The following is a 25,908-nucleotide window of genomic DNA, read 5'->3' as shown; positions in this document are numbered from 1 at the left end:
TTCGGCGCCGAGGGGGCACCACCGGCCGGCAGCATGCCGCGCCTGCCGACGCTGCCGCCTGGTTGCGCGCGTGCCGGCCGTTACGGCTCAGGCCGTTGCCATCACGTCGGCAGCGTTTGCGCAAATCCCGGACGCGTGGGGCCAGCGTACTGGCAGGCCCGAGCGCACCGGCGTGACCGCATCCACAGCCGTGCACCGCGCGGCATCGCAGTTGTCGATATCACCATTGACCATGAGCTGATGCCTGGGCAAGGCTCGGCCATCAAGGACGCTTTTGGAGCTCGGCATGGCGCGAGGTTTTCCCTGGCTCGGGATGGGCCTGCTGGTGGCGTGTGGACTGATTGCGGTGCTGGGGTGGCAGAACCGGCAGCTGCGCGTGCAGCAGCAGTGGCTGCAGACGCGCGTCAGCACCGCGTACGAAGGCATGTACGTGCCGCAGATCGAGGCCACCGATGCCGATGGTCGGCGTCATCTGCTGGGCGCGCCGCAAGGCCAGGCGCAGGTGCTGTTCTTCTTCACCACCACCTGCCCGTATTGCCAGCGTTCGGCACCCACGGTGCTGCGTGCGGCACAGCAACTGCAGGCCAACCTGCCGGGACGGCCGCAGCTGCTTGGCGTGTGTCACTGCGATGCGGCGCAGGCTGCGCGCTATGCGCATGTGCACGGCTTCGATTTCCCGGTGGTCACCTTGACCGATCGTCGCGCGCTGATGCTGTTCCGTGCGCGCAACGTGCCACTGCTGTTGGCCATCGATGGGCAAGGGCGCGTACGCCATTCCCATGTTGGCGTCTTCGATACCACGGAGCGGGTGCAGGACCTGGTCGCCGCCTTGCGCCGCACGGACGCGCCAGCGGCTTTTGCAACGTTGAGGGAGTAATGCATGAAAAAGCGTTGGGTAAGCTTGCGCAGTGCGTTGATGGCAGCGACGTTTCTGGCCAGCACCGGCTTCGGTGCGTTCCAGGTGATGGCGGTCGATAACGCACAGCCGAAGGTCGAATCGTGTAGTGCGTGGGCCTGCAAGGCCGAATGCCCCGAATTCGGCGGCGATCTGGGTCAGGGCAACGTCTGCTACTGCTGCGGCTGACGTCCGGCGGCGGGGCCGTCAGGGCCCCGCCCTCCCTCATGCTCGACCCCATATGCTCGACCCGGGCACCGACACCCCACAATGCCGGTGCGCCTGGTCCGCCGCCAGCCGCCTTCAGCCCAGCGCGCGATAGCGGAAGTCGCGCAGCACCACCTGCCCCTGCTGCGCCGCATACAGGCCCAGCTGCAGGCTCAGGAATCCGCCGAACACGTTGTGATGGAAGCCGGACACTTCCATGCGGGTGGGATGACGCGTCCATTTCCGGCCGTCGTCGAAGGAGTATTCGAAGCTCACGATATGGTGGTCGTTGGTCAGCCGTACGCGGATGCGCCGGTGCGTATTGGGCGCGCGCGCCCACACCAGTTCTTCGGAATACTCGTAGGTCTTCATGAGCTCGGCGGTGAAGCCGATGCCCACGAAGGCCTTGTGGTTGTAGAACAGCAGGATGCCGCCCTCGGCGTTGCCGACCAGCTCCAGGGTGACTTCGGCCGCATAGGCACGATCGGGCACGCCGCAGGTCAGCGGCGCACTGTCGATCGGCGAGGTGCCGGCGCAGGCCAGGGTGAGCGCGTTGTTGGCGCGCCGCATCCGCGTCTGCTCGCCCGGCTTGGGCGCGTGCAGGCTCCACTGCGTGCCGAAGCGATCGCTGGAGAAGTCGTCGGATAAGGCGAAGCCGGTGGCGGCCGGCGTTTTGCCGCCAGGGGTGCGTGCCGGCGTGCGCAGCGGTTTGGACAGGTCGCCGCCGGTGGCGCGGAACCAGCCATCGGCGGTCCATTCCACCGGCTCCAGCAAGGTCTGCCGCCCCAGCGTGCGGAAGCCGTTTTCGTAGCCGTGGTAGACCAGCCACCAGTCGCCGCGCGGGCCTTCCACCAGCGTGGCGTGCCCACGCGACCACCAGGGCTCGAGTTCGGACTGGGTGCGCACCAGCGGATTGCGCGGGCAGTGCTCCCACGGTCCGTGCACCGAGCGCGAGCGCGCGGCGATCACCATGTGCCCGGTCACCGGCCCGGCAGTGCCGCCCACGGCGGTGACCAGATACAGCCAGCCGTCGTGCCAGGTGAGCTTGGGGCCTTCGGGGGCGAAGTTCTCCACCACCCAGTCTTCGGGATAGCGCCACGGCGCGTAGGCCGGCTCCAGCTGCCCGTCGGTGGCCAGGCCGTCGTCGCGCAGGCGGATCTTGCGGATGCCGTTGACGAACAGGTAGCGCTTGCCGTCTTCGCCCACCACATGGCCGGGGTCGATGCAGCCGGCGATCTTCAGGTCGATCGGCGCGCTCCATGGCCCGCGGATGTCGTCGGCCCAGATCACGAAGATCGACCAGCCCTTGTCGTCGGGATTGGCCGGGATGTAGATGAAGTAGCGATCGTCGTGCTTGCACAGGTCCAGCGCCCAGATCGTACCCAGCTCCTGGTGCAGGGCCGGGCCGATCGGGGTCCAGTTGACCAGGTCGGTGGAGTGCCACAGCACGATGCCGGGGTAGGAAAAGAACGACGAGAACGTCATGTAGTAGTCGTCGCCATCCTTGAGGATGGTGGGGTCCGGATGATCGCCGGCGACGATGGGATTGAGGTAGGTGCCGTTGCCCAGATCCGCCTTGCGCTGGCCTTCGGTGCCGCGTGCCCACTGTGGCGTGCGCACGCAGGGCGCGGCAGGTGCCTGTGCCGCCGCAGTCAATGGCGCGACCAGCGCGCCGGCTGCCAGCACCTTGAACAAATCGCGCCGCGTCGTGTCTGGCATGCAACCGCTTCACTCGGGAGAGGGCTGGTATCTAGCCCCAGCCCTGGGCGCGAGGCAACCGCGGACACGGCGGTATAGGAACTGGCGATGCGACAGGTGAGTTTTGCTATAGCAGGATCTGCGCTCGCTGCCGCCAAGTGGGCGCGGAGGTCGCGCATGCTGCACTGCAGCGTGATCTGTTCACTCATGATTGCCATATTCATATGCGAACAGTCGGGCGCCTGCCGGCTGGTGGATGTTGCGATGCCCAGCTGCCGCTTCCCTGATCCTGTCCAGCCCCACGCCACGCCGGCGGCACCTCCGGAGCGCTGCGCATGAGCCTGCCGCGGCAGCAAGTGGGCAACACCCGGGTGCAGCTGTCGGCGCTGGGGTTTGGGGCCGCACCGATCGGCAATCTGTATGCCGAAGTAGCCGAGGACGCGGCGCTGGCAGCGGTGGCCGCGGCCATCGACGCCGGCATCCGCCATTTCGATACCGCGCCCTACTACGGCTATGGCCTGAGCGAGACGCGCCTGGGCCGCGGCCTGGCCGGCGTGCCGCGCGATACCTATACGCTGTCGACCAAGGTGGGCCGCTGCGTCTACGACGACGCGCAGGCGGTGGCCGGCCGCGATGGCTTTGCCGTGGCAGGCCGTCGCGCCGCGTTCGACTACAGCGCCGATGGCGTGCGCCGCGCGTTCGCTTCCAGCCTGGAGCGCCTGGGCACCGACTACATCGATGTGCTGCTGTTGCACGACATCGGTGCGCTGACCCACGGCGACAACCACGCCCGCGTGCTGCGCCAGGCCTTGGAGGAGGCCTTGCCGGCGATGGCCGAGCTCAAGGCATCCGGTGCGTGCGGGGCGATCGGGCTGGGCGTCAACGAGCAGGACGTGGCGCTGGAGGTGCTGCCACGCTTTCCGCTCGACTGCGTGATGCTGGCCGGCCGCTACACGCTGCTGGAGCAGCACGGCGCGCGTGCGCTGCTCGAGCAGGCGCAGCGCCATGGCGTGTCGATCCTGTCGGCCGGGCCGTACAGCTCCGGCCTGCTCGGCGACGCGCGCGGGCCCGGGGCCACCTACAACTACGCCCCGGTGGATACTCCCATCCTGCAGCACGCACAGCGCCTGTATGCGGCGTGCGCGGCATTCGAGGTGGACATCGGCGCGGCGGCCTTGCAGTTCCCGCTGGCGCATCCGGCGGTGACCACGGTGGTGGCCGGCATGCGCAGCGTGGCCGAGGTGCAATCGGCCGCCGCGCGCCTGCAGGCGTCCATCCCGGCCGCGCTGTGGCAGCGCCTGCGCGATGGCGGCCTGCTCGATGCGGACCTGCCCTCGCCATGAACCGCGTCGATGCGCATCTGCATTTCTGGCACCTGGCCCGTGGCGACTACCACTGGCTGACGCCTGCGCTGGCGCCGCTGTCCCGCGACTTCGCCCCGCACGATGTGAGCCAGGCGCTGGATGCCGCCGGCGTGGCCAGCGTGGTCGTCGTGCAGGCGGCCGCCACCGAGGCGGAAACCTGTTACCTGTTCGAACTGGCACGCGATGAGCCACGCATTGCCGGCGTGGTGGGCTGGGTCGATTTCGCCGCACCCGATGCCGCCGCGCGCATCGGCGCGCTGGTGCGCGCCGGCGGTGGCCTGCTCAAGGGCCTGCGCCCGATGGTGCAGGACATCGCCGATGTGCGGTGGCTGGCAAGCCCCGCGCTCGATGCCGCCTTCGACGCCATGCTGGTGCACGACCTGGCCTTCGATGCGCTGATCCGCGCCGTGCACGTGCCTGCGTTGCAGGCACGGCTGCAACGCCATCCATCGCTGCGGGTGGTCGTCGATCATGGCGGCAAACCGGCCATCGCCGCCGGCGAATTCATCGCCTGGGCGAGCGGCATCGACGCGCTGGCGCAGCACCCCAACGTGCATTGCAAACTCTCCGGCCTGCTCACCGAAGCGGCAGCTGGCGCCGGACGCGATGCGCTGGCGCCGTATGTGGCGCATCTGTTCGCACGCTTCGGCGCGCAGCGCCTGCTCTAGGGCAGCGACTGGCCGGTACTGACGCTGCGCGCGGACTACGCGCACTGGCTCGATCTCGCACAGCAACTGGTCACCCACCATGCGCCCGGGCACACCGATGCGGTATTCGGCGACAACGCGCGCACGTTCTATCGTCTGCCACGGCCGGCGGCCCCCACCTACGGAACCTCATCGGTATGACTGTCTCGATCCCTTCCACCCCTAGCGCGCGCCTGCGCGGCAAGCGCTGCCTGATCACCGCGGCCGGCGCCGGCATCGGCCGCGAAAGCGCGCTGGCCTGCGCACGCGCTGGCGCGCAGGTCCTCGCCACCGATATCGATGCGGCTGCGCTGCAGGCGCTGGCCGCCGAATCGGATGCGATCACCACCCAGCTGCTGGATGTCACCAATGCCGCGGCGATCGCCGCACTGGTCGATGCACACGGCCCGTTCGACGTATTGTTCAATTGCGCCGGCTTCGTGCACCAGGGCAGCATTCTCGATTGCGACGAACCGGCCTGGCGCCGTTCGTTCTCGATCAATGTCGATGCGATGTACTACACCTGCAAGGCGGTGCTGCCGGGCATGCTGGAACGCGGCGCCGGCAGCATCATCAACATGTCCTCGGTGGCCTCCAGCATCAAAGGTGTGCCGAACCGTTTCGTCTACGGCGTGACCAAGGCTGCGGTGATCGGCCTGAGCAAGGCGATTGCCGCCGATTACGTGGCCCAGGGCGTGCGCTGCAATGCGATCTGCCCCGGCACCATCAAGACGCCGTCGCTGGGCCAGCGCGTCAAGGCGCTGGGCGGCGACGAACAGGCGGTGTGGAAGAGCTTCACCGATCGCCAGCCGATGGGCCGCCTGGGCGATCCGCGCGAGATCGCGCAGCTGGTGGTGTACCTGGCCTCGGACGAATCCTCGTTCACCACCGGCCAGACCCACATCATCGATGGCGGCTGGTCGAACTGAGCACCGCTGGCGAACGACAGTGCGGCCACCAGGCGCACTCCCGCTCGCCAGGGATGTATCGCGCGTTGTGCGCTGACAAAAAGCCATATCGCACACTTGGCGTCACCGCTGTTCGCAGCATGCATCATCCACATTCCTGTTCCGAGCGCACCTTCCGCACCCGCCTGCGACGTGTGATTGGCCGCTCCACTCCTCCCCTGCAAAGGAAGACTGCATGAAACTCGTACGTGTTGGCGCCGAAGGCCACGAACGCCCTGGTCTGATCGACAGCGAAGGCCGCATCCGCGACCTGAGCGGTGTGATCGACGATGTCGCCGGTGAGCATCTCACCAATGCCGGATTGGACAAGCTGCGCGCGCTGGATGTCGCCGCGCTGCCGGTGATCGAAGGCGAACCGCGTTACGGCGCGGCCGTGGGCCGCATCGGCAAGTTCATCTGCGTGGGGCTGAACTACGCCGACCACGCCGCCGAATCGGGCATGGAGGTGCCGAAGATGCCGATTCTTTTCATGAAGGCCACCACCGCCGTGTGCGGCCCCAACGACACCGTCATCATCCCGCGCGGCTCGGTCAAGAGCGACTGGGAAGTGGAGCTGGGCGTGGTGATCGGCGATGTGGCGCGCGATGTGTCGGTGGACCAAGCGCTCAACCATGTCGCCGGCTATGCGGTGATCAACGACCTGTCCGAGCGCGAGTTCCAGCTCGAACACGGCGGCCAGTGGGTCAAGGGCAAGAGCGCCGACACCTTCGGCCCGATCGGCCCGTGGCTGGTCACACGCGATGAAATCGCCGACCCGCAGAACCTGTCGATGTGGCTGGAGGTCAACGGCCACCGTTACCAGAACGGCAGCACCCGCACGATGGTGTTCGGCGTGGCCGAACTGGTCAGCCACATCAGCCGCTACATGACACTGATGCCGGGTGATGTGATCAGCACCGGCACCCCACCGGGCGTGGGCCTGGGCCAGAAGCCGCCGGTGTATCTGAAGCCGGGCGATGTGATGGAACTGGAGATCGAAGGCCTGGGCCGCCAGCGTCAACCGGTGGTGGCGCATCCGCGCGATGCGGGTTGAGCCTCTCATCTTCCCGGGGGCCTAGCTCGCCACGAGAGCGAGGTGCGGTGAAGACACGCGGCAGTCGTTCGTTCGACGCGCCCTGAGCTCCTCTCCCGTCGGGAGAGGGGCTTAAGCAATTCTCAGTTTCCGTTCTTGTCAGTCCGTTCTTATTCCACCTTCCACCGCCCAGGATTTTCATGAGCACCATCATCGCCCTCGACACCCACGACGTCCGCTTCCCCACCTCGCGCGAGCTCGATGGGTCGGACGCGATGAATCCGGATCCGGATTATTCGGCCGCCTATGTGGTGCTGCGTACCGATGCACCCGATGACCTGGCCGGCTACGGCCTGGTGTTCACCATCGGCCGCGGCAACGATGTGCAGACCACCGCGGTGGCTGCCCTGGCCGAGCATGTGGTCGGCTTGCAGGTCGACGAAGTCATCGCCGATCTCGGCGGGTTTGCGCGTAGGCTCACCAACGACTCGCAGCTGCGCTGGCTGGGCCCGGAAAAGGGCGTGATGCACATGGCCATCGGCGCGGTGATCAACGCCGCCTGGGACCTGGCCGCACGTGCGGCGAACAAGCCGCTGTGGCGCTATATCGCCGAACTCACCCCCGAGCAGCTGGTCGATACCATCGACTTCCGCTACCTCACCGATGCGCTCACCCGCGACGAAGCGCTGGCCATCCTGCGCGCCGCGCAGCCGCAGCGTGCGCAACGCATCGCGCAGCTGATCGAACAGGGCTATCCCGCCTACACCACCTCGCCCGGCTGGCTCGGCTATTCGGACGAAAAACTGGTGCACCTGGCCAAGCAAGCCGTGGCCGACGGCTTCCGCACCATCAAGCTCAAGGTCGGCGCCGACGTGCAGGACGACATCCGTCGCTGCCGCCTGGCACGCGAAGCGATCGGGCCGGACATCGCACTGGCGGTGGATGCCAATCAACGTTGGGACGTGGGTCCGGCGATCGACTGGATGCGCCAGCTGGCGCAATTCGATATCGCCTGGATCGAAGAACCCACCAGCCCGGACGACGTGCTCGGCCATGCCGCGATCCGGCAGGGCATCGCCCCGGTGCCGGTGTCCACCGGCGAACACACCCAGAACCGGGTGGTGTTCAAGCAGCTGTTGCAGGCCGGTGCGGTGGACCTGATCCAGATCGACGCTGCGCGCGTGGGCGGGGTCAACGAAAACCTCGCCATCCTGCTGCTGGCCGCCAAGTTCAACGTGCGCGTGTTCCCGCATGCCGGCGGCGTGGGCCTGTGCGAACTGGTGCAGCACCTGGCCATGGCCGACTTCGTCGCCATCACCGGCAAGATGGAAGACCGCGCGATCGAATTCGTCGACCACCTGCACCAGCATTTCCTGGACCCTGTGCGCATCCGCCACGGTCGCTATCTCGCCCCGGAAGCGGCGGGATTCTCGGCAGAAATGCATGCCACCTCGATTGCGGAGTTCAGCTATCCGGGCGGACGCTTCTGGGTGGAGGATCTGGCGGGCGGCGCCAAGGGCTGAGCAACGCCCCTCATCCGCCCTGCGGGCACCTTCTCCCGCGTGCGGGAGAAGGGAGCAGTCGTTCGGCCGCAACGGTGGTGTCATGTGTCTGCGACATTGCGAAAGGCCAACAGCCGACCGCAACGCGCTGCAGATGCCCAGCAATGAATGTGGCGCAGACGCACTCACAATGCCTGCACCCACCCGGATCACGCCCTTCTCCCGCCCGCGGGAGAAGGTGCCCGAAGGGCGGATGAGGGCACGGGGTCAGCGTTGCGCGTCGACCGCCTCGGTCAACGCAAAGATCCGCCCGGCCTGCCGCCACTTCTCGCCCGGCGCACTGCCCGGCAACGGCTTCTGGAACCGCCACATCAGGTCTTCCCACGCCTGGATGCGCGGGTCGGCCGCATCGCGCGCCGCCTTGGCAGCCGGGTCGTAGCCCTCGCTCACCTGCATCAGCATCACCAGCCGATCGCCGCTGCGAAAGATCTCCAGTTCCTGGATACCGGCCTGCTGCAGCGAGGCCACCACCTCCGGCCACACCTCGGTGGGTTGGTGCCAACGTTCGTATTCGGCAATCAAGGCCGCATCGTCGTGCAGGTCCAGCACATAGCAGAGACGCGGCATGCTCAGGCTCCTGCAATCGCGGGCGCTGCGCGGCGCGCGCGCAGGGCAAATACTAGGATCACCGCAAAGCACGCGCCCGGTACCGCCATTGCCCAATGGATACCGGCCATGTCGGAGACCGCGCCCATCAGCGCGGTGAGCAGCGCGCCGCCGATGATGGACATCACCAGCAACGACGAGCCCAGCTTGCGCGCATCGTCGTGCATGCCGTCCAGGCCCAGCGCAAAAATGGTCGGGAACATCACCGACATGAACACGCTGGCGGCCACCAGGGCGTACAACCCGGTCCATCCCGGCATGGCGATGGCGATGGCGCACAGCAGCAGGTTGATCGTGGCAAAGCTCGCCAGCAGCTTCGCCGGTGCCAGATAGCGCAGCAGCGCGGTGCCGATGAAGCGCCCGGCCATGAACAGCACCAGCGAAATAGTGAGATAAGTGGCGGCGGCTTTTTCCGGCGTGCCCGGCACTGCATCCTGCAGGTACCGGATCAGATAGCTCCAGATGCCCACCTGTGCGCCCACGTAGAAGAACTGCGCCACCACCGAGAACATGAAGCGCCGATTGCGCAGCAGCTCGCCGAAACGCGCACGCTTGGGTGCCTCGCCCGGGTCGATATCCGGCGCGCCGGTGGGAAAGCGCACCAGCGCGATCAGGATCGCCCACAGCACCACCACCACGCCGATGATCAGGTACGGCGTCTGCACTGCCGCCGATTCGGTGGCGAAAAAAGCCTCGCGCGCCGCCGGCGCCATCGCCGCCAGCTCGGCCGGGCTGTGCTCCACGCCGGAGAAGATGAAGTGCTGGCCCACCAGCACGCCGGTGATCGAGCCCAGCGGGTTGAACGCCTGGGCCAGGTTCAAGCGCCGCGCCGCGCCGTCGGCCGGCCCGAGCACGGTCACCAGCGGGTTGGCGGTGGTCTCCAGGAACGCCAGCCCGCTGGCGATCACGAACAGCGCCAGCAGGAACAGCCAGTAGGTGTGCACCTGCGCGGCGGGATAGAACAGGAACGCCCCGCAGGCGTACAGCAGCAGCCCAAGCACCACCGCGGCCTTGTAGCTGTAGCGGCGCATGAACATCGCCGCCGGCATCGCAAACACAAAATAGCCCAGGTAGAACGCGCTCTGCACCAGCCCGGCCTGCAGGTCGGTCAGTTCGAACGCCTTCTTGAACTGCTTGATCAGGATGTCGTTGAGGTTGTTGGCCATGCCCCACAGAAAAAACAGGCTGACGATCAACACCAGGGGCAGCATGGCGGTACGCGCTAGGTTGCCGCGCGGCGACGCGGCAATGTCACTGTGATGCATGCGACCGTTCCCCTCCCAAGGCTGTGGCGCTTGCGTTGCAATCGAACGAGCGTACTGCGGGCGTCCACGCCATGCAAATATAAAATCTTTGTTTATATTTGCACGCGCAGCCTCCCGCTGACCCCTGCCCGCGTTGCCTGTACCCTGGCGCGCCGCACCCTGCCCTGGAACCGCAAACGGATGAGCACCGAACCCGCCAAGTACCGCGCGCCGGCCCTGGACAAGGGGCTGGACATCCTGGAGCTGCTGGCGCGCGACGCGCGGCCGATGAGCATGGGCGCGATCTCGCAGGGCGTGGGGCGCTCGCGGGGGGAGATCTTCCGCATGCTGCAGGTGCTGGAAGAGCGCGGCTACCTGATGCGCGATACCGATGGCGACTACGTCCTGACCAACCGGCTGTTCATGCTCGGCATGCAGCAACCGCAGGTGCAGAACGTCACCGAGGCCGCGTTGCCGGTGATGCGGCGGCTGGCCGATGCGATCTGCCAGCCCTGCCATCTGGTGGCGCCCTCGGGCGACCAGATCGTGGTGATCGCGCAGATGGACGTGCCCAGCGATCTGGGCCTGGTGGTCCGCCCCGGCCACCGCCGCCCGCTGGCCCATTCCACCTCCGGCCTGGTGCTGTTCGCCTTCCAGCAGGCGGATGTGCAGGCCCGCTGGCTGGACGCGCTGGATGCCAGCGAAGTGGCCTACGACCGCGCACAGTTCCTGAAGGACGCCCAGCAGACCCGCGACGATGGCTATGCGATGCATGCCAGCGAGGCGGTAGTGGGCGTGGTCGATCTGACCGCCCCGATCCTGCAGCACGGCAGTGCGACCTATACGCTGACGGTGCCCTTCATCGAACGCCGCCCCGAGCTGGTGGGTCCGCAAGCGGCGTTGCAGGCCTTGTGCGCCGCTACCGCCGAAATCTCCGACGCCTTGATGTATCACCCACCGCGCGCGCTGGGAAGCTGATCCGACTGTCGCCTGTTGGTGGTCCGTGGTTGGCACTGGCGGTCGACTTCCACGGCCTGCCACGACATGCAGCGATCGCACATCAGCACGTTCCTTCCCCCGTGCGCGGGGGAAGGTGCCCGCAGGGCGGATGCGGGCAAGGCGCTCCCAAGCACCGGTATGACTCTGCGCCGCAATCGCCACAGCATTCGATGCACGACGCCGAAAAGGCACCGCAATAGCCAAGGCTATAAAGATCAGACCGACCTTCGCGTGCAGGCAGAACGCAAAAAAACCGATCTCGCGTTGCTACACTGCGCGCCCCTTGGGGAGTAGCCTGCGCCCGCATCGTCGGACGCGCCTGCATCAACATACTCGGCCGTTGCGCCGTGGTGCAGGCAACCACTGATGGTTTGGCGAGACCAGCGGCATGCGTGCACGACGATGGTTGGCGCGGGCGCATGCCGTTGCGAGCGTGCCCAACCCGAGTGTGTCGATGTCTCCGTTTTCCATCGTGTTGATCGGTTTCGCCATGTCCACCGACGCGTTCGCCGCGGCGATCGGCAAGGGCGCGGCCATGCGCAGGCCACAATGGCGCGACGCGCTGCGTGCGGGGGTGATCTTCGGCTGCATCGAAGCGATCACGCCGGTGCTGGGCTGGTTGCTGGGCCGTGCGGCCTCCAGCCACCTGCGCTCCTTCGATCACTGGATCGCATTTGCGCTGCTGGGCGGCCTGGGCGTGCACATGATCGTCGCCGGCCTGCGCGCCGATCCCGATGCGCCCGACGAGCAGGACGCCATCCCAAAGAAGAACGGCCTGCTGGCCCTGGCCGCCACCGGATTTGCCACCAGCATCGACGCGATGGCGGTGGGCGTGAGCCTGGCGTTTCTGGACGTGCACATCGGCGTGGTCGCGGTGGTGGTGGGCCTGTGCACCTTCAGTATGGTCAGCGCCGGCATCATGCTCGGCCGCGCGCTCGGCGCGCTGATCGGCAAACGCGCCGAAATCCTCGGCGGCCTGATCCTGGTGACCGTCGGCAGCGTGATCCTCTACGAACACCTCAGCGGCGCGGCATAAGCGCAGGCAGTTGTCGTAGGAGCGCACCCGGGCGCGACGTGGCGTTACCGGGAATGCTCCATCGCGCCCGGATGCGCTCCTACGATGCATGGCATGCGCTCCGCGATCGGCATCGTGGGATGTTTATTCGATGTAGCCTGCATCGCCGCATGTCGCGGCGATGGCAACGATGCCTTCGTCAGCGTGTCTTTGCATCGTGATACGCGCTCAGGAATGCGCGCAGCGACGCCGGCTTGACCGGTTTGGTCAGCAAGCGATACCCGCGTTCGCGGGCAAGTTGCTTGAGTTCGTCGCGGCCGTCGGCGGTGAGCAGCGCGCCGGCGATCGGCGACGGTGCAGCGGCCTGCAGTGCATCGAGCGTGTCCAGGCCATCCAGGCGGTCGTGCAGGTGGTAGTCCACCAGCATCAGGTCCGGCTGCTGACGTGCGCAGTCCAGTGCCTGGTCGACGGTGCTGGCGGTGATCACCTCCACCTGCCAGCGGCCCAGCAGCGCGCGCATGCCATCGAGAATCTCGCGGTCGTTGTCCACGCACAACACGCGCAGGCCGGCCAGCGAGTCGTCACTGGACAGGGCGCGCGCGGCCGGTGCCGGCGATACCGGCGCCACCGGTACCGGCGCAACGCGCGGCAACAGGATCGAGAACATGCTGCCGCGGCCCACCTGGCTGCGCGCGCTCAGGTCGTGGTCGAGCAGGCGCGAGATGCGCTGGCAGATCGACAGGCCCAACCCCAGGCCCTGCTCGCCCCAGTCGAACGGCTGCTGGTAGCGGCGGAACTCTTCGAAGATCTGCCGCATATGGTGCTCGGGGATGCCGGCGCCGGTGTCCCAGACCTGCAATTCCACCTGCGTGCCACGCCCGCGCATGCCCAGTACGATGCGACCCTGCCGCGTGTAGCGCAGCGCATTGGCCAGGAAGTTCTGCATCACCCGCCGCAGCAGGCGACGATCGCTGCGCACCCAGATCGGGCGGGTGTGCACCTGCAGGCGCAGGCCGCGGCTGGCCGCCACCGGCGCGTACTGCGCGGCCAGCTCATGCATCAGCGCGCTGGCGTCGAAATCCTCCACCGTGGGGCGCAGCCCGCCGGCATCCAGCCGCGAGACGTCGAGCAGGCCGTCGAGCAATTCCTCGGCCGCACGCAGCGAGGCGTCCACGCGCTCGGCAAGATGCCGCTGCTCTTCGTTGTTCTGGTGGCTCTCGCGCAAGGCAGAGGCGAACAGGCGCGCGGCGTTGAGCGGCTGCAACACGTCGTGACTGATCGCGGCGAGAAAGCGCGTCTTGGATTGCTGCGCCAGCTCGGCCTCGCGCGAGCGGTCGGCCACGCGCTGTTCCAGATTCTCGTTGGCATCAAGCAGCGCGCGCTCGGCACGCTTGTAGTCGGTGATGTCGTTGTAGCTGGTGACATAGCCGCCTCCGGGCAGCGCCTGGCCGCGCATCTCGATCACCTTGCCATCGCTGCGGGTGCGCTCGAACACATGCGGCGAGCCGGCGCGCATGTGGCGGATACGGCGATCGATCTGGTCTTCGATATCGCCCTCGCCCAGTTCGCCGCGCTCGGCGTTGTAGCGGATCAAATCGGCCACTGGGCGGCCGACGTACAGCATGCCGTCGGGGTAGCCGAACAGCTGCTGGTAGCGCCGGTTCCACGCGGTCAGGCGCATCTCCGGGTCGACCACGCTGACCGCGGCGCTGATGTTTTCCAGCGTGGTCGAGAGAATCTCGCGATTGAAGCGCAGTTCCTGGCCGGCTTCGTCCAGCACCGCCACCACTTCGCCCAGCTCCATGCCCGAACCGCGCAACAGGCTGGTCAGCACCAGCCGTGCCGAGGCTGCACCGATGGACGCTGCCAGCAGGCGCTCGGTGAACTGCACCCAGGCGCGGTCGGCCACCACCGTCGGCTGCAGCTCGCGCTCCAGCAATTGCGCCTGCTCCACGAACGCGCGCCGCGCATGCCGCTCGCCCACCACGCGTTCGGCCAGGGCCTGCAGATCGCCCACGCGCACATGCCCGGGCCACTCGCCGGCCACCGCCGGGCGCTGCGCATACGGGTCCAGGAACGGTGCGGCACGCAGCCGCTCGTCCACACCCGGGCGCCAACGCGCCGACACCAGCATCATCGCGCCGACGTTGATCAACAACGACCAGAACGTACCGTGCGCGAGCGGATCCCAGCCACGCATGCCGAACAGCTGCTGCGGCTGCAGCCACGCAATGCCGAACGGGCCATCCACCAGCCACTCCGGTTGTAGCCAGCCGGCGCGCGTGGCCGCCGGCAGCAGCAGCGTGTAGATCCAGGTCATGAAGCCCAGCACCATGCCGGTCTCCACGCCCTTGCGGCTGGCACCGCGCCAGTACAGCCCGCCGATCACGCCCGGCGCGAACTGTGCCACCGCCGCGAATGCCATCAGGCCATAGGCAGCCAGGGTGGTGTCGTTGGCCACGCTGCGGTGGTAGCCATAGGCGATCAGGGCCAGCAGCAGGATCGCCACGCGGCGGATCCACAGCACTCGCGATGCCACGGCCGCGCGCGCGTTCGCGCTGACGCGGCGACGCAACAGCACCGGCATCACCAGATCGTTGCTGACCATGGTGGCCAGGGCGATGCTGGCTACGATCACCATGCCCGTGGCTGCGGAAAAGCCGCCCACGTAGGCCACCAGCGCCAGCACCGTGTTGCCCTGGCTCAGCGGCAGCGCCAGCACCATCGCATCGTCGACCACCGCACTGCCCTTGCCGAACAGCGCGATGCCGGCCGAGGCGATCGGCACCACCATCGCCGAAATGATCACCAGGTAGGCACCGAACAACCAGCGCGCACGACGGATGTCGCCCACGTCGCTGCACTCCACCACTGCCACATGGAACTGGCGTGGCAAGCAGATCACGGCCAGAAAGCTCAGCAGCGTCTGCGAGATGAAGCCGACCGACGGGGTGTGCTCGAACAGGGTGCGCGCCGAATCGGCGATATGCAGCTGGTGGTCGCTCAGCCACAGCCACGCGAACAGGCCCACCGCCACGATGGCCACCAGCTTGATCACCGACTCCAGCGCGATCGCCAGCATCATGCCGTGATGGTGTTCGGTGGCATCCACCTGGCGGGTGCCGAACAAGGTGGCGAACAAGGCCATCAGCAGCGCCACGTACAGCGCCGGATCCGCAAGAATGCCGCGCCCGGCGCTGCTATGCCCCGTCAACACCTCCAGGCTCATCGCCACGGCTTTGTACTGCAATGCCAGGTACGGCACGATGCCGACCAGCGCGATCACCGCCACCAGCGCGGCCAACCGGCGCGAGCGGCCGTAGCGCGAAGAGATGAAATCGGCGATGGACACGGTATTTTCGGCACGTGCGATCAGCGCCAGGCGTTCGATGATGCGCCAGCCGAACAGCAGCAGCAGCAAGGGGCCCAGGTAGATCGGCAGATAGCCGATGCCGTTGCGCACTGCCGAACCCACCGCCCCGTAGAAGGTCCACGACGAGCAGTACACCGCCAGCGCCAGGCTGTAGACCGCCGGCCGCAGCCACGGCCGCTCCGGATACATCGGCCGGCGATCGCCCCACCACGCCACCCCGAACAGCAGCGCGGCATAGCCCACGGAGACCAGCAGCAGGATCCAGCTTGATACCAAGGGGCGTTCCCAGGGAAAGGCGAGCTGGGAGTTTACGGAATGGGGAATGGGATTCGGGATTCGGGATTCGGGATTCGGAGAGGGTGCGGGCTGTCGAGGCGAGGGCGAAGGGCTTAAGCCGTTTCTGGCAGTTCCTGCCGTCCTTGCGGGAAGGAGTGCGTTGTCATGCTGGCAACGCACGCGTTTCGCGCTGCCGGGAAGACGGTTCTTTACGTCAGCCTCTGACACGAGGCATGGGGGCGAGGGTCAAACGCCCCCATCCGCCCTTCGGGCACCTTCCCCCGCAAGCGGGAGAAGGGAGTGCGGTTGCGCTGTGTGGCATGCGCTTGCCTGCCGCATGGTCGGCCCATCAACTCAGGCATCCGGCAGGAGACCTCCGCCCGAACGGCGACGCGAGCCCGTGCACGGCCGGGCGACGGTGCGCCGCTGTAGCGATGGCACGACGATGCAGCGGCTCGCCTGGTGTTTGCCGACTCCCCTTTCCCGCTTGAGGGAGTTGGCCAGCTCCCCTCTCCCGCCTGCGGGAGAGGGTGCCCGAAGGGCGGGTGAGGGGCCGAGCGCCACTCAGCCCGGCAGGCTCACCTGCACCCAATACACCCGGCCAGCAGTCACCCCGCGCACGCGCTGGTCCGCGCTAACCACGCCGTCCACCAGCACTTCCATCGCGGTGTTAACCAACTCCCCTCTCCCGCCTGCGGGAGAGGGTGCCCGAAGGGCGGGTGAGGGGCCGAGCGCCGCTCAACCCGGCAGGCGCACCTGCACCCGATACACCCGCCCGGCGGCACCCCGCGCACGCGCACTCCGCGCTAACCAAGCCGTCCACCAGCACTTCCATCGCGGTGTTAACCAGCTCCCCTCTCCCGCCTGCGGGAGAGGGTGCCCGAAGGGCGGGTGAGGGGCCGAGCGCCGCTCAGCCCGGCAGGCGCACCTGCACCCGATACACCCGCCCGGCGGCACCCCGCGCACGCGCACTCCACGCTGACCACGCGTCCACGAGCACTTCCATCGCGGTGTTAACCAGCTCCCCTCTCCCGCCTGCGGGAGAGGGTGCCCGAAGGGCGGGTGAGGGCCAAGGCCGCTCAACCCGGCAGGCGCACCTGCACCCGATACACCCGGCCAGCAGTCACCGGGTGCACGCGCTGGTCCGCGCTGACCACGCCGTCCACCAGCACTTCCGTCGCGGTGTTAACCAGCTCCCCTCTCCCGCCTGCGGGAGAGGGTGCCCGAAGGGCGGGTGAGGGCCAAGGCCGCTCAGCCCGGCAGGCGCACCTGCACCCGATACACCCGGCCAGCAGTCACCGCGTGCACGCGCTGGTCCGCGCTGACCACGCCGTCCACCAGCACCTCCATCGCCACGCGCCCGGCTTCGCGCTGCAGTTGCACCTCGAACTGCGCGCCGCGGAACTGGCGCGTCACCTGCGCCTGTGGCCAGTGCGAAGGCAGCTGCGGGCGGATCGCCAGTGCATCGCCCTCGCCGACCAGGCCAAACAAACCCTCCAGCACGCAGCGATATACCCAGGCCACGGTGCCGGTGTTGAACAGCTGGCTCGAACGCCCAGCCGTGCGCGGGTACTGATGCCAGGCACCGCGGTAATAGTTGGGCAGCGACACCGGCAGGTGGCCGCGCTGCAGAACGTCCTCCCGCGTCGGACCAGGCAGCAACGCGCGCAGGATCTCCCAGGCGCGATCGGACTCGCCGATCTGGTACAGGCTGTACAGATAGAACGCGGCCGCGTGGTTGTACACCGCGCCGTTCTCCGCCGCGCCCGGCCACTTCTGGGTCAACCGGCCCACGTCGTCGCGCATATGCGTATACGCCGGCGCCAGCATCACCGGGCCGTACGGCGTGTGCAGCTGCTCGCGCACCGCCTTCAGCAGCGCTGCACGTTGCTGCGCATCGGCAGTGCCGGCTAGCAACGCGAAGCTCTGCGGATTGAGGTAGATGCGTCCCTCCACATCATCGGCGATACCGAACCGCACGCCGTCGTCGGTGATGCCGCGCGCATACCAGTTGCCGTCCCACAGCTCGCGGTTGGCATCGGCGTTGACGGTGCCGACCGCTTCGCCGAAGGTCTGTGCCTGCGCGCTGCGGCCGTGCGCAGCACAGATGTCGGACCACAGCCGCAATGCGTACGCGGTGGCCACGGTGAGCCAGCCGGACACGCCCTTGCCGCGCCAGCCGACCATGTTCATCGGGTCGTTCCAGTCGCCTTGCGCGATGAAGCTCAGGCCGCGCGCGTCGCGTGCATCCAGCAGCCACTGCATCGCCGCATCCAGCCGCTCGGCCACGCTCAGCCGCTGCCCGTCATGGGTCTGCACGATCGCGTCCAGGATGCTGGCATCGCCGGTTTCGGCCAGGTACGCGCTCAGGAACATCGGCAACCACACGCAATGGTCGGTATGCGGCACCTGGTTGATGTATTTCAGCTCGGCGCCTTCCACCAGCAGGATGCCGTCCGGCATCGCGCCGCTGGGCTCCTGCTGCGACAGCGCATGCAGCAGCGCCGCGCGCGCGGTGGCCGGCTGCAGATACGCCATGCCCATGTGGTCCTGCAGATAGTTGCGGGTCTGCGGATCGGTGGTCAGGCGATTGACGTCGCCGTGGTAGAACACCTGTCGCGGCAACCAGTGGTTGACCAGGTTGTCCAGCGCCGGATCCGGCGTGGCGATCTGGATGCAGCCGCGCCCGCCCTGCAGGTATTGCGCATAGTCGCGCGCGGCCGCAGCGAAGCCGTCCTGCGAGAGATAGCGCGCGCGCAGCGCGGCGATCTCCGCATCATCCTTGGCCGGCCCGAACGCGAAGCGGTACACGCTGGCGGCATCCGCTTCCAGGGCGAGGCGATACTGCAGCGCGGCGGCCGGGGTTTCGTAATACGCTTCGTGATTGCCCAACTGCTCGGCCTGGATCGCCGATGGCGCATGCAGCCCGCCCTCGCCTTCGAAGGCCAGCTGCTGCGCCTCCCAGGCCACCGGTGGCTGCTCGTGCAGCAGGAAGGTGCAGTCCTTGAAATCGCGCTGGCGGAAGTAGTCGTCGATTTTCTGGTACGGCGCCACGCTGCGGCAGACGATGCCGCCCAGCGCCGGCTCGTAGCCGCCGGCCTGATGCATCCACGACATGTAGCCGATCGGGAAGTACGCATACAGGCTGAGCCGGCGCGCCCGCCCGGACTGGTTGTGCACGCGGCATTCCCACAGCTCCACCGCATCGTCGGTGGGCAGGGCCACGCACAGCTCCACCACGATATCGTCGTGACGTACCCGCCACCGCACATCGTGCTTGCCGGCGGAGAATTCGAAGGCCTGCGGCGGCGCACGCACCGGCTCGTGCGGCACCGAATACAAGGCCCCGCTGTCTTCGTCCTTCAGATAGAAAAAACGCCCGGGATGATGCGCGTAGTACGGCTGCTCCGGCATCATGAAATTGCGCGCTTCCAGCATCGGCGCGTGCGCGTACTTGGATGGCTCCGGCTGCATGAACTGGCCGGTGGCGTAGCCGCGGCAAGTGAGCTGCAGCATCATGCGACGGTTCCACAGGAACCCGCCGGCGTTGGGCATGGCGGTGGGGCTGTAGAGCGCGTAGCGCGCACCATCGGCGCTGGGCGCCAGCAAGGTGGACAGATCGTCGGAAGCAGCAAGAGGCGTTGCAGACACGGTCAGAGGTGCTCCTGTTCGTCGCGCTTGCGCGCGGCCAGTTCGTGCTGGATACGGCGTAGCAAGCCGTCGTCCAGCGGATAGAAACGCATCGTCCATGCCGCCAGCAGCGCAACCGCGCCCGGGATCACCGTCAATAGCAGCACGATGCCGGTCAACGAAGCAGTGGACTGCGCACTGTTGGCGACATAGCCCATGCCGGCCAGCACCCAGGCGATGCCGGCCGAGGCGAGCGCGCCGCCAAGCTTCTGCGAGAACGTGGCCGCCGCGAACGTCATCGCGGTGGCGCGCCGGCCGGTGCGCCATTCGGTGTAATCGGCGCTGTCGGCATACATCGAAAACGCCAGCGGCGATTTCGGCCCCAGCGCGAGGCCGATCAGGATGTTCAACCCAAAGATGGCCCACACCGCATCGGCAGGTACGAAGAACATCGCACAACTCAACAGGCCAACGATCGCCATCAGCCCGCACATCAGCTGGCGCTTGTCCCAGTGCCGCGTCAGCAGCGGGGTGATCGCCGCACCTACGCCCAGTGCCACCGAATAGCAGCCCAGGAACGCGCCGACCAGATCCGGCCGTTGCACGTAATACTTGAGGTAATACACGCCCGCACCGCCGCGCATGGTAATGGTGATCATGATGCTCAACGACAGCACGAACAGCACGCACCAGGGCTTGTTCTGCAGCAGGTCGGCGATGTCGCGCCCGATCGGCGTGCGTTGTTGCGGCGGCGGCTGCACGCGCTCGCGCGTGGTCAAGGCCACGCCGACGAACAACATCACCGCCACCGCGCCATACAGCATCATCGTGCGCTGCCAGCCCTGCGCATCGTTGCCGCCGCCGAACCAGCGCACCAGATCCATCGTGAAATAGTTGACCAGCGTGGTGCCTGCAAACGCACCGATGAAACGCAGACTGATCAGGCCGGTGCGCTGCTTGCTGTCGGCGGTGATCACGCCCGAGAGCGCCGAGTACGGAATGCTCACCACGGTGTAGGCCAGCATCATCACCAGGAAGCTGATCGTGGCCCACCACATGCGCCCGTTCTGATCCAGGTCCGGGGTGGTGTAGGCCAGCACGCCGGTCACCGCCATCGGCACCGCGCCCCACAGCAGATACGGGCGGAACTTACCCCAGCGGCTGCGCGTACGGTCGGCGATCGCCCCCATCGCCGGGTCGGCGATCGCATCGGCGATCTTGGTGAGCAGGATCATCGTGCCCACGGCCGCGGCCGGCAGGTGCATGGTGTCGGTGTAGAAGATCAGCAGGAACGCGGAGATGTTGGCCCAGTACAGATTCAGGCCCAGATCGCCGGCGCCGTAGCCCAGCTTTTCGCGCCAGCGCAGGCGCGCCGAGGCAGGGGACGATGCGGGTGTTGACGTCATCGGGTGACCTTCGGATGCGTTGTACCCGGCCGGTCACGCCGTTACGCTGGGCGCCCGCTCACCTGGCAAGGAGCGCCGACGCTACACCACGCATCGGCTGGCGCCAACGTGAAATCCGCTCAAATGCCGAATCGATCCGGAGATATAACCTGACGTGATGGACATCGCCGCACCTGCCGCGCCCGCGTCCGCTTCGCCCCTGGCCATCGTCGTGATGGGCGTGTCGGGCAGTGGCAAGACCACCATCGCGCAGGCACTGGCCGCGCATTACGGCTTCCGTTTCCTGGATGCCGACGACTATCACAGCGTGGCTGCGCGCGCGCAGATGGCCGCCGGCCAACCGCTCACCGACGCCATGCGCCTGCCGTGGGTGGAACTGCTGTCGGCCACCCTGCGCGAGTGCGTGCAGGCCGGCCAATCGGTGGTGCTGGCGTTCTCCGGATTGCGCCGCACCCATCGCCAATTGCTGCGCGGCAGCGGCGTGCCGATGCGCTTCGTGTTCCTGCATGCCGCGCCGCACGTGATCGCCGCGCGCCTGGGTGCGCGTGCCGGCCACTTCATGCCCCCGAGCCTGCTCGACAGCCAGCTGCAGACGCTGGAATTGCCGTTGGACGAAGCAGACGTGGTGTCGGTGGACGTGGACGCCAGCGTGCCGGAGGTGGTGCGCGATGCGATCGCGCAACTGGCGCTGATCGACACGGCAGCAGCCAACGCCAGCACCAACGCATAGGGTAGCGCGCCCTAGCGACGCCGCCATGGCAGCGGAATCGCCAGGACGCTCAACACCAGTAATGCAAGACGCGCCGATAACGTGTCGTGTCGCGAGTGCGGCAACGGCGCCTCGTCGGCGCCCTCGGGCAAAGCATGTGCGCCGGCTTCCAGGTCGGCCAGCACGGCGCGAGCCTGCGCCCATTGCGTTGCCTCCACGCGAAGCTTGATCCCGCCCAGCGCCTGGCATAGATACCACTGCGCAAGACATTGCTGTTCGTCGGCCAGATACACCGCGATGCCTTCGGCCTGCAGACGCCCGGCCACCAGTCTTGCCTGCAGGGCATTGTCGTAGGACACCAGCGTCAGCCATGTCGACATGCGGGCTCCGTGCGCGATCAGACGCCGACATGGTAGCGGCAGGCGCACGTTGCTTGGCGTCAAGCCGCCGGCTCGCGAGACCGCAATGCCGGCGCGAGCCCGCCATGCACGCATCCGGCACCGGACGCGTGCGCGCCAGGGTCAAGGGCTTCCGACCGTCGTGCCTTACGCTGCATGCTCCACGTCACGTACAGGCGCGGCCATCGGCAGCCCGCCAACCGCGCTACGAGGTGGCGCAAGATGTCCTGGTTACTTTTTGCAAACCTATGATTTGCGTGCGAATTCAACCTTGTCGTCCTGAATGATTTTTTCTATCGCAGACACGGAAAATAGTGATGCATCATCACTAATTGCGCGATTAACGCACACGCTGAACGCAAATTTTTCGACTTGGTCATACCAGATCCAGGCAGACCCGACCGTTGAGTGAATGCAGGGTCGCGCCGGTGTTGCAGGGACGCCGTGATCGGCGATCTTCGCTACGCAGATCCGGGGGGATCCAGCGCTTCCTCACCACCAATGGATACGCCGTGATGACCAACTCCAATCGCCGTTTGCGGTTCCGCAGTTTGACGCTCATTCCCTGCCTGCTGGCCAGCGCAGTGGCCTTTGCCCAGTCTGGCGCCACGACCGCCGCACCCTCCCAGCAACCAGTGTCGTCCCTGGACGCACAGGCGTTTGCGCGCTCCGGCCAGGTCTGGCACAGCTTCGGCAAAGAGCTTCCGTTCGCCAGCCCGAGCAACTGGCCCACGGCCGGTGGCGGCTACTTCAATTCGCGCTTCGCCCCGGGCGAGTGGAAGATCAACCGCAGCACCGTCAGGACGCTCAAGCCGGCCTGGACCCTGACCACCACCGGCGACATCTCGGCCACCCCCAGTATCGAGGGCGGCACGCTGTACGTGCCCGACTGGGGCGGTACGCTGTACAGCGTGGACAGCCAGACCGGCAAGCCGAACTGGCAGGCCAAACTGTCCGATTACACCGGCAATGCCAATTCGGTCACGCGCAACACGCCGGCGATCAGCGCCAGGAGCATCATTGTTGGCGATCAGGCATCCGGTACCCTGCTGGCCATCGACAAGAAGACCGGCAAGCTGCTGTGGAAGAGCACGGTGGAAGCCAATACGCAGGCGCGCATCACCTCCTCGCCGGTCATCTACGGCAATCGCATCTATGTCGGCATCTCCTCCGGCGACTGGGGCAACCTGGACGCCAACCACACCTTCAGCTTCCGCGGCAGCGTGGTGGCAGTGGACCTGAACACCGGCGAGAAGCTGTGGCAGTTCTACAACGTGCCCGAGGGCTATACCGGTGCATCGGTGTGGGGCCAGGTGGCGATCGACCCGATCAGCCGCCGCCTGTATTTCGGCACCGGCAACAACTACAACATTCCGCAGAGCGTGGGTAACTGCGTCTCCAATGCGCGCTCCTACCGGGGCAGCGAACTGACCGTGCAGGATGAGCTGAACTGCATGGCGCCGGACAACTACGTCGATTCGGTGATTTCGCTGAACCTGGACACCGGCAAGCTGGTCTGGGCCAACCGCGCGCAGGGCTATGACGCCTGGAACCTTTCCTGCATCGTGGCGCCCACCAATGGCCTGTGCCCGAATACGCAGGCGAGCAACCTGACCGGTCCGGATTACGACTTTGGCGGCGCCGGCGTGCAGCTGTTCGCGGTGCCGCGCAACGGCAAGCTACAGCAACTGGTCGGAGCCGGCCAGAAGAGCGGCATCTACTGGGCCTTCGACGCCAAGACCGGCGCCAAGGTGTGGTCGACCCAGGTCGGCCCGGGCGGCACCACCGGTGGCGTGGAATGGGGCACCGCGTTCGACCCGTACAAGTCGCAGGTCTATGTGGCCATCAACAACAGCTCCAATGCCACCTACACGTTGGGGCCTGCCAATACCCAGAGCCACAATGGCGGCTCGTGGGCGGCGCTGGACGCGGCCACCGGCAGGATCAAGTGGCAGGTCAAGGTGCCCGGCATCAACCGCGTGAATCCGACCGTGCCGGCCGGTGGCCAGGGCTCGCTGACGACCTCGCCCAACCTGCTGTTCGCCGGCTCGATGGCCGGCAATATGGTGGCGCTGGATACCGACACCGGCGCGACGCTGTGGAACTACGACGCCTCCGGCTCGGTGATCAGCTCGCCGGCCATTTCCAACGGTGCGCTGTACTGGGGTGCCGGCTACGGCCGCTTCAATTTCGGCACCGCCGCCACCGGCAACCAGTTGATCAAGTTCGTGCCGGATGGCGGCGCGGCCAAGTAAGCGTCAACACAGGTGATCTGCATGCAACGACGTGCAGTCATTCCGGTACAACGGCGCCACCTTCGGGTGGCGTCGTTGTGTCTGCCGCGGCCAGACCCCTTGGGCATCCACGCTGCATCGCGCGTCGTCGCCTGTGCCCCTGACGCTGTTCGATGGAAGACGCTACAGACGCGTGACCTGGCACAAGCGGATCTGCCCGGCTTCCAGTCCATGCGCCTCGGCCGCGCGGCGGCGCAAGGCGCAGACCAGGCCCGCCGCATCCAGCTCGCCATCGGCGGGCACCTCCACGCTGTGGGCCAGCTGCCCCCACAGCACCGGCCGACCATCGCAGTACCCCTCGTAGTCGGCGAAGTAATGCAGCTGGCGTGGCTCAGGTACCGACGTGGACATCGCCCTGGATCTCCGTGCAGCCCAGATGTTCCAACGCAATCTCCAACCCGAGCAGATAGCTCTGCGCGCAATAGCCGCGCACCGTGGCCACCCGCTGCGTAAAGCCATCCGGCAGGCAGCGCTCCGGCCGGTCCACGCTGTCGTCGTGGGCTTCCACGAACGGGTACGTCAGCGCGCCCAGGATCCGGTGCAGGCGCGGGCTGTCCACGCAGCTGCCGGGATCGATCAACGCGATCTCCATCCGCGCCTGACCGGCCACGCGCAAGGCATCCAGCAATTCCTGCTCCGAGCCACAGGCCCGCAGCGCCACCGTCTTGCCTGCGTCGCCGGCGCATTGCACCAGCTGGCGGATCACCGCCCGCGGCAACGGCTGCGGCCCACGTACCAACGGCAGCGATGCCTCCGGCCCACGCACGATCATGATCGACATTACGGTCTCCTCAGGCGGCAACGCGCAACGGCGCGTGCAGCGACGGCAGACAGCGCGCCGCGATCCCCAGCGACATCGCATACGCACGCGGCGCATCATGCGGGGCAATCACCACCGCCAACGGCGCATGCTGCGGATGCAGCCACGGCTCCAACTCCTGCGCCGCATCGGCATGCAGCTCGATATACGGCGTGGGCAACGCATCCACCGCCGCACGCAAGGCCCGGGCGCAGCTGCGCTCGGACAACGGCAGATCGCCCGAATCCAGCAGCACCAGCTCCACCTCGGCATCGCCACCGGCTGCGTGCAATTCGGCGATCAGGCTATCCACATCGGCACACGCCAGCGTGCGCAACGCGCGCCCGGCACACTCGGACAACTGCATCGGCACCAACGGCGCCGGATCGGCCTGAGGACCTCGCAAAATCAGGATACACATCGTGTTTGGCTCAACGCACTGCTGTGCGGGAGTGCCAAGGTAGGCCTGGCGGGCATAAAGAGGCTATTCGCGCCTCAGGGTGCAGCATAAAGAATGCGTAATGGCTGCACTTAGGGAAGGTCTGATCAACTCACCGCAGATGCGCGACACTATCGCCTTATGTAGAGGATTCATCCATGCAGCTGACGTTCGGTGACGCTGAGGGCTTGGGCAAGCGTAAGGGAAGGTCTGATCAACTCACCGCAGATGCGCGACACTATCGCCTCATGTAGAGGATTCATCCATGCAGCTGACGTTCGGTGACGCTGAGGGCTTGGGCAAGCGTAAGCAGACCCGGCACGAGATC

At 67.0% G+C, this 25,908-nt stretch carries 20 protein-coding genes, 1 pseudogene and 1 riboswitch; of the genes and pseudogenes, 11 read left to right on the top strand and 10 right to left on the bottom strand.

Annotated features, from left to right (window positions below; all coding sequences use genetic code 11):
- The first annotated feature begins 313 nt into the window (after positions 1-313).
- Together XcodCFBP4690_RS16080 and XcodCFBP4690_RS16075 are read left to right on the top strand one after the other, a co-directional pair.
- Positions 314-877: a peroxiredoxin family protein gene (locus XcodCFBP4690_RS16080; RefSeq protein ID WP_208622757.1), complete on the top strand. Its 564-nt coding sequence runs from the start codon at positions 314-316 to the stop codon at positions 875-877.
- 3 nt (positions 878-880) lie between these two features.
- Positions 881-1,084: a hypothetical protein gene (locus XcodCFBP4690_RS16075; RefSeq protein WP_005922076.1), complete on the top strand. Its 204-nt coding sequence runs from the start codon at positions 881-883 to the stop codon at positions 1,082-1,084.
- A 114-nt stretch (positions 1,085-1,198) separates the two neighbouring features.
- On the opposite strand, the gene XcodCFBP4690_RS16070 is transcribed toward XcodCFBP4690_RS16075, so the two are convergent.
- The gene (locus XcodCFBP4690_RS16070) at positions 1,199-2,821 is read right to left on the bottom strand and encodes a family 43 glycosylhydrolase (RefSeq protein ID WP_104542415.1); all 1,623 of its coding nucleotides are present in this window, start codon (positions 2,819-2,821) and stop codon (positions 1,199-1,201) included.
- A gap of 314 nt (positions 2,822-3,135) precedes the next feature.
- Between XcodCFBP4690_RS16070 and XcodCFBP4690_RS16060 the strand changes: the two genes are divergently transcribed.
- The 5 genes and pseudogenes from XcodCFBP4690_RS16060 (at position 3,136) to XcodCFBP4690_RS16040 (ending at position 8,353) form a co-directional block, all read left to right on the top strand.
- Positions 3,136-4,143, top strand: coding sequence for an aldo/keto reductase (locus XcodCFBP4690_RS16060; RefSeq protein WP_104542411.1), 1,008 nt, complete (start codon positions 3,136-3,138; stop codon positions 4,141-4,143).
- Positions 4,140-5,012 (top strand): annotated as a pseudogene (locus tag XcodCFBP4690_RS16055) (amidohydrolase family protein). Before XcodCFBP4690_RS16060 ends, XcodCFBP4690_RS16055 begins: the two are co-directional and overlap by 4 nt.
- A complete protein-coding gene (locus XcodCFBP4690_RS16050; RefSeq protein WP_104542409.1) occupies positions 5,009-5,779 on the top strand; it encodes an SDR family oxidoreductase in 771 nt (256 codons plus the stop codon). The pseudogene XcodCFBP4690_RS16055 and the gene XcodCFBP4690_RS16050 overlap by 4 nt, the downstream one beginning before the upstream one ends.
- A gap of 214 nt (positions 5,780-5,993) precedes the next feature.
- Positions 5,994-6,851 (top strand): fumarylacetoacetate hydrolase family protein, encoded by an 858-nt coding sequence (locus tag XcodCFBP4690_RS16045; RefSeq protein ID WP_104542407.1) that lies wholly within the window; start codon positions 5,994-5,996, stop codon positions 6,849-6,851.
- A gap of 179 nt (positions 6,852-7,030) precedes the next feature.
- A complete protein-coding gene (locus tag XcodCFBP4690_RS16040; RefSeq protein WP_104542405.1) occupies positions 7,031-8,353 on the top strand; it encodes an L-fuconate dehydratase in 1,323 nt (440 codons plus the stop codon).
- Positions 8,354-8,599: 246 nt separating this feature from the next.
- On the opposite strand, the gene XcodCFBP4690_RS16035 is transcribed toward XcodCFBP4690_RS16040, so the two are convergent.
- Both XcodCFBP4690_RS16035 and fucP read right to left on the bottom strand, forming a co-directional pair.
- Entirely contained in the window at positions 8,600-8,959 is a 360-nt protein-coding gene (locus XcodCFBP4690_RS16035) for an L-fucose mutarotase (RefSeq protein WP_167394667.1), read from the bottom strand.
- A 2-nt stretch (positions 8,960-8,961) separates the two neighbouring features.
- Positions 8,962-10,263, bottom strand: a complete 1,302-nt coding sequence (gene fucP, locus XcodCFBP4690_RS16030) for an L-fucose:H+ symporter permease (protein WP_104542403.1) — start codon at positions 10,261-10,263, stop codon at positions 8,962-8,964.
- Positions 10,264-10,443: 180 nt separating this feature from the next.
- On the opposite strand from fucP, the gene XcodCFBP4690_RS16025 reads away from it, so the two are divergent.
- Positions 10,444-11,220 carry an IclR family transcriptional regulator gene (locus XcodCFBP4690_RS16025; RefSeq protein WP_104542401.1) on the top strand — a complete coding sequence of 259 codons (777 nt, stop codon included), beginning with the start codon at positions 10,444-10,446 and terminating at the stop codon, positions 11,218-11,220.
- Positions 11,221-11,520: 300 nt separating this feature from the next.
- Positions 11,521-11,691: riboswitch (yybP-ykoY riboswitch) on the top strand.
- Between the two features lie 4 nt (positions 11,692-11,695).
- Positions 11,696-12,277, top strand: coding sequence for a manganese efflux pump MntP (locus XcodCFBP4690_RS16015; protein WP_104542397.1), 582 nt, complete (start codon positions 11,696-11,698; stop codon positions 12,275-12,277).
- A 178-nt stretch (positions 12,278-12,455) separates the two neighbouring features.
- Here XcodCFBP4690_RS16015 and XcodCFBP4690_RS16010 read toward each other — a convergent pair whose 3' ends face one another.
- The 3 genes from XcodCFBP4690_RS16010 to XcodCFBP4690_RS16000 form a co-directional block, all read right to left on the bottom strand.
- Positions 12,456-15,905 carry a hybrid sensor histidine kinase/response regulator gene (locus XcodCFBP4690_RS16010; RefSeq protein ID WP_104542395.1) on the bottom strand — a complete coding sequence of 1,150 codons (3,450 nt, stop codon included), beginning with the start codon at positions 15,903-15,905 and terminating at the stop codon, positions 12,456-12,458.
- A 1,251-nt stretch (positions 15,906-17,156) separates the two neighbouring features.
- Complete coding sequence (locus XcodCFBP4690_RS16005) at positions 17,157-19,556, bottom strand: GH36-type glycosyl hydrolase domain-containing protein (protein ID WP_104542393.1); 2,400 nt, start codon at positions 19,554-19,556, stop codon at positions 17,157-17,159.
- Between the two features lie 2 nt (positions 19,557-19,558).
- A complete protein-coding gene (locus XcodCFBP4690_RS16000; protein WP_104542391.1) occupies positions 19,559-20,941 on the bottom strand; it encodes an MFS transporter in 1,383 nt (460 codons plus the stop codon).
- Between the two features lie 157 nt (positions 20,942-21,098).
- Here XcodCFBP4690_RS16000 and XcodCFBP4690_RS15995 point away from each other — a divergent pair, with 157 nt between their 5' ends.
- Positions 21,099-21,671: a gluconokinase gene (locus XcodCFBP4690_RS15995; RefSeq protein ID WP_104542389.1), complete on the top strand. Its 573-nt coding sequence runs from the start codon at positions 21,099-21,101 to the stop codon at positions 21,669-21,671.
- Positions 21,672-21,682: 11 nt separating this feature from the next.
- Here the strand turns inward: XcodCFBP4690_RS15995 and XcodCFBP4690_RS15990 are convergent, their stop codons facing one another.
- The gene (locus XcodCFBP4690_RS15990; RefSeq protein WP_167394666.1) at positions 21,683-22,030 is read right to left on the bottom strand and encodes a putative signal transducing protein; all 348 of its coding nucleotides are present in this window, start codon (positions 22,028-22,030) and stop codon (positions 21,683-21,685) included.
- Positions 22,031-22,563: 533 nt separating this feature from the next.
- Here XcodCFBP4690_RS15990 and XcodCFBP4690_RS15985 point away from each other — a divergent pair.
- The gene (locus XcodCFBP4690_RS15985; protein WP_146091923.1) at positions 22,564-24,303 is read left to right on the top strand and encodes an outer membrane protein assembly factor BamB family protein; all 1,740 of its coding nucleotides are present in this window, start codon (positions 22,564-22,566) and stop codon (positions 24,301-24,303) included.
- A 162-nt stretch (positions 24,304-24,465) separates the two neighbouring features.
- Here the strand turns inward: XcodCFBP4690_RS15985 and XcodCFBP4690_RS15980 are convergent, their stop codons facing one another.
- The 3 genes from XcodCFBP4690_RS15980 to XcodCFBP4690_RS15975 are packed head-to-tail and all read right to left on the bottom strand — an operon-like array spanning position 24,466 to position 25,562.
- Positions 24,466-24,693 (bottom strand): hypothetical protein, encoded by a 228-nt coding sequence (locus tag XcodCFBP4690_RS15980; RefSeq protein WP_005996486.1) that lies wholly within the window; start codon positions 24,691-24,693, stop codon positions 24,466-24,468.
- Complete coding sequence (locus XcodCFBP4690_RS22790; RefSeq protein WP_167394665.1) at positions 24,674-25,123, bottom strand: 3-dehydroquinate dehydratase; 450 nt, start codon at positions 25,121-25,123, stop codon at positions 24,674-24,676. The genes XcodCFBP4690_RS15980 and XcodCFBP4690_RS22790 overlap by 20 nt, the downstream gene beginning before the upstream one ends.
- Positions 25,124-25,133: 10 nt before the next feature.
- The gene (locus tag XcodCFBP4690_RS15975; protein WP_104542381.1) at positions 25,134-25,562 is read right to left on the bottom strand and encodes a hypothetical protein; all 429 of its coding nucleotides are present in this window, start codon (positions 25,560-25,562) and stop codon (positions 25,134-25,136) included.
- Between the last annotated feature and the right edge of the window lie 346 nt (positions 25,563-25,908).

Source organism: Xanthomonas codiaei (assembly GCF_002939785.1).
Taxonomy (GTDB): domain Bacteria; phylum Pseudomonadota; class Gammaproteobacteria; order Xanthomonadales; family Xanthomonadaceae; genus Xanthomonas; species Xanthomonas codiaei.
The sequence above is the reverse complement of the archived record's forward strand: the minus strand, read 5'-3'. Positions and strand labels throughout refer to the sequence as shown.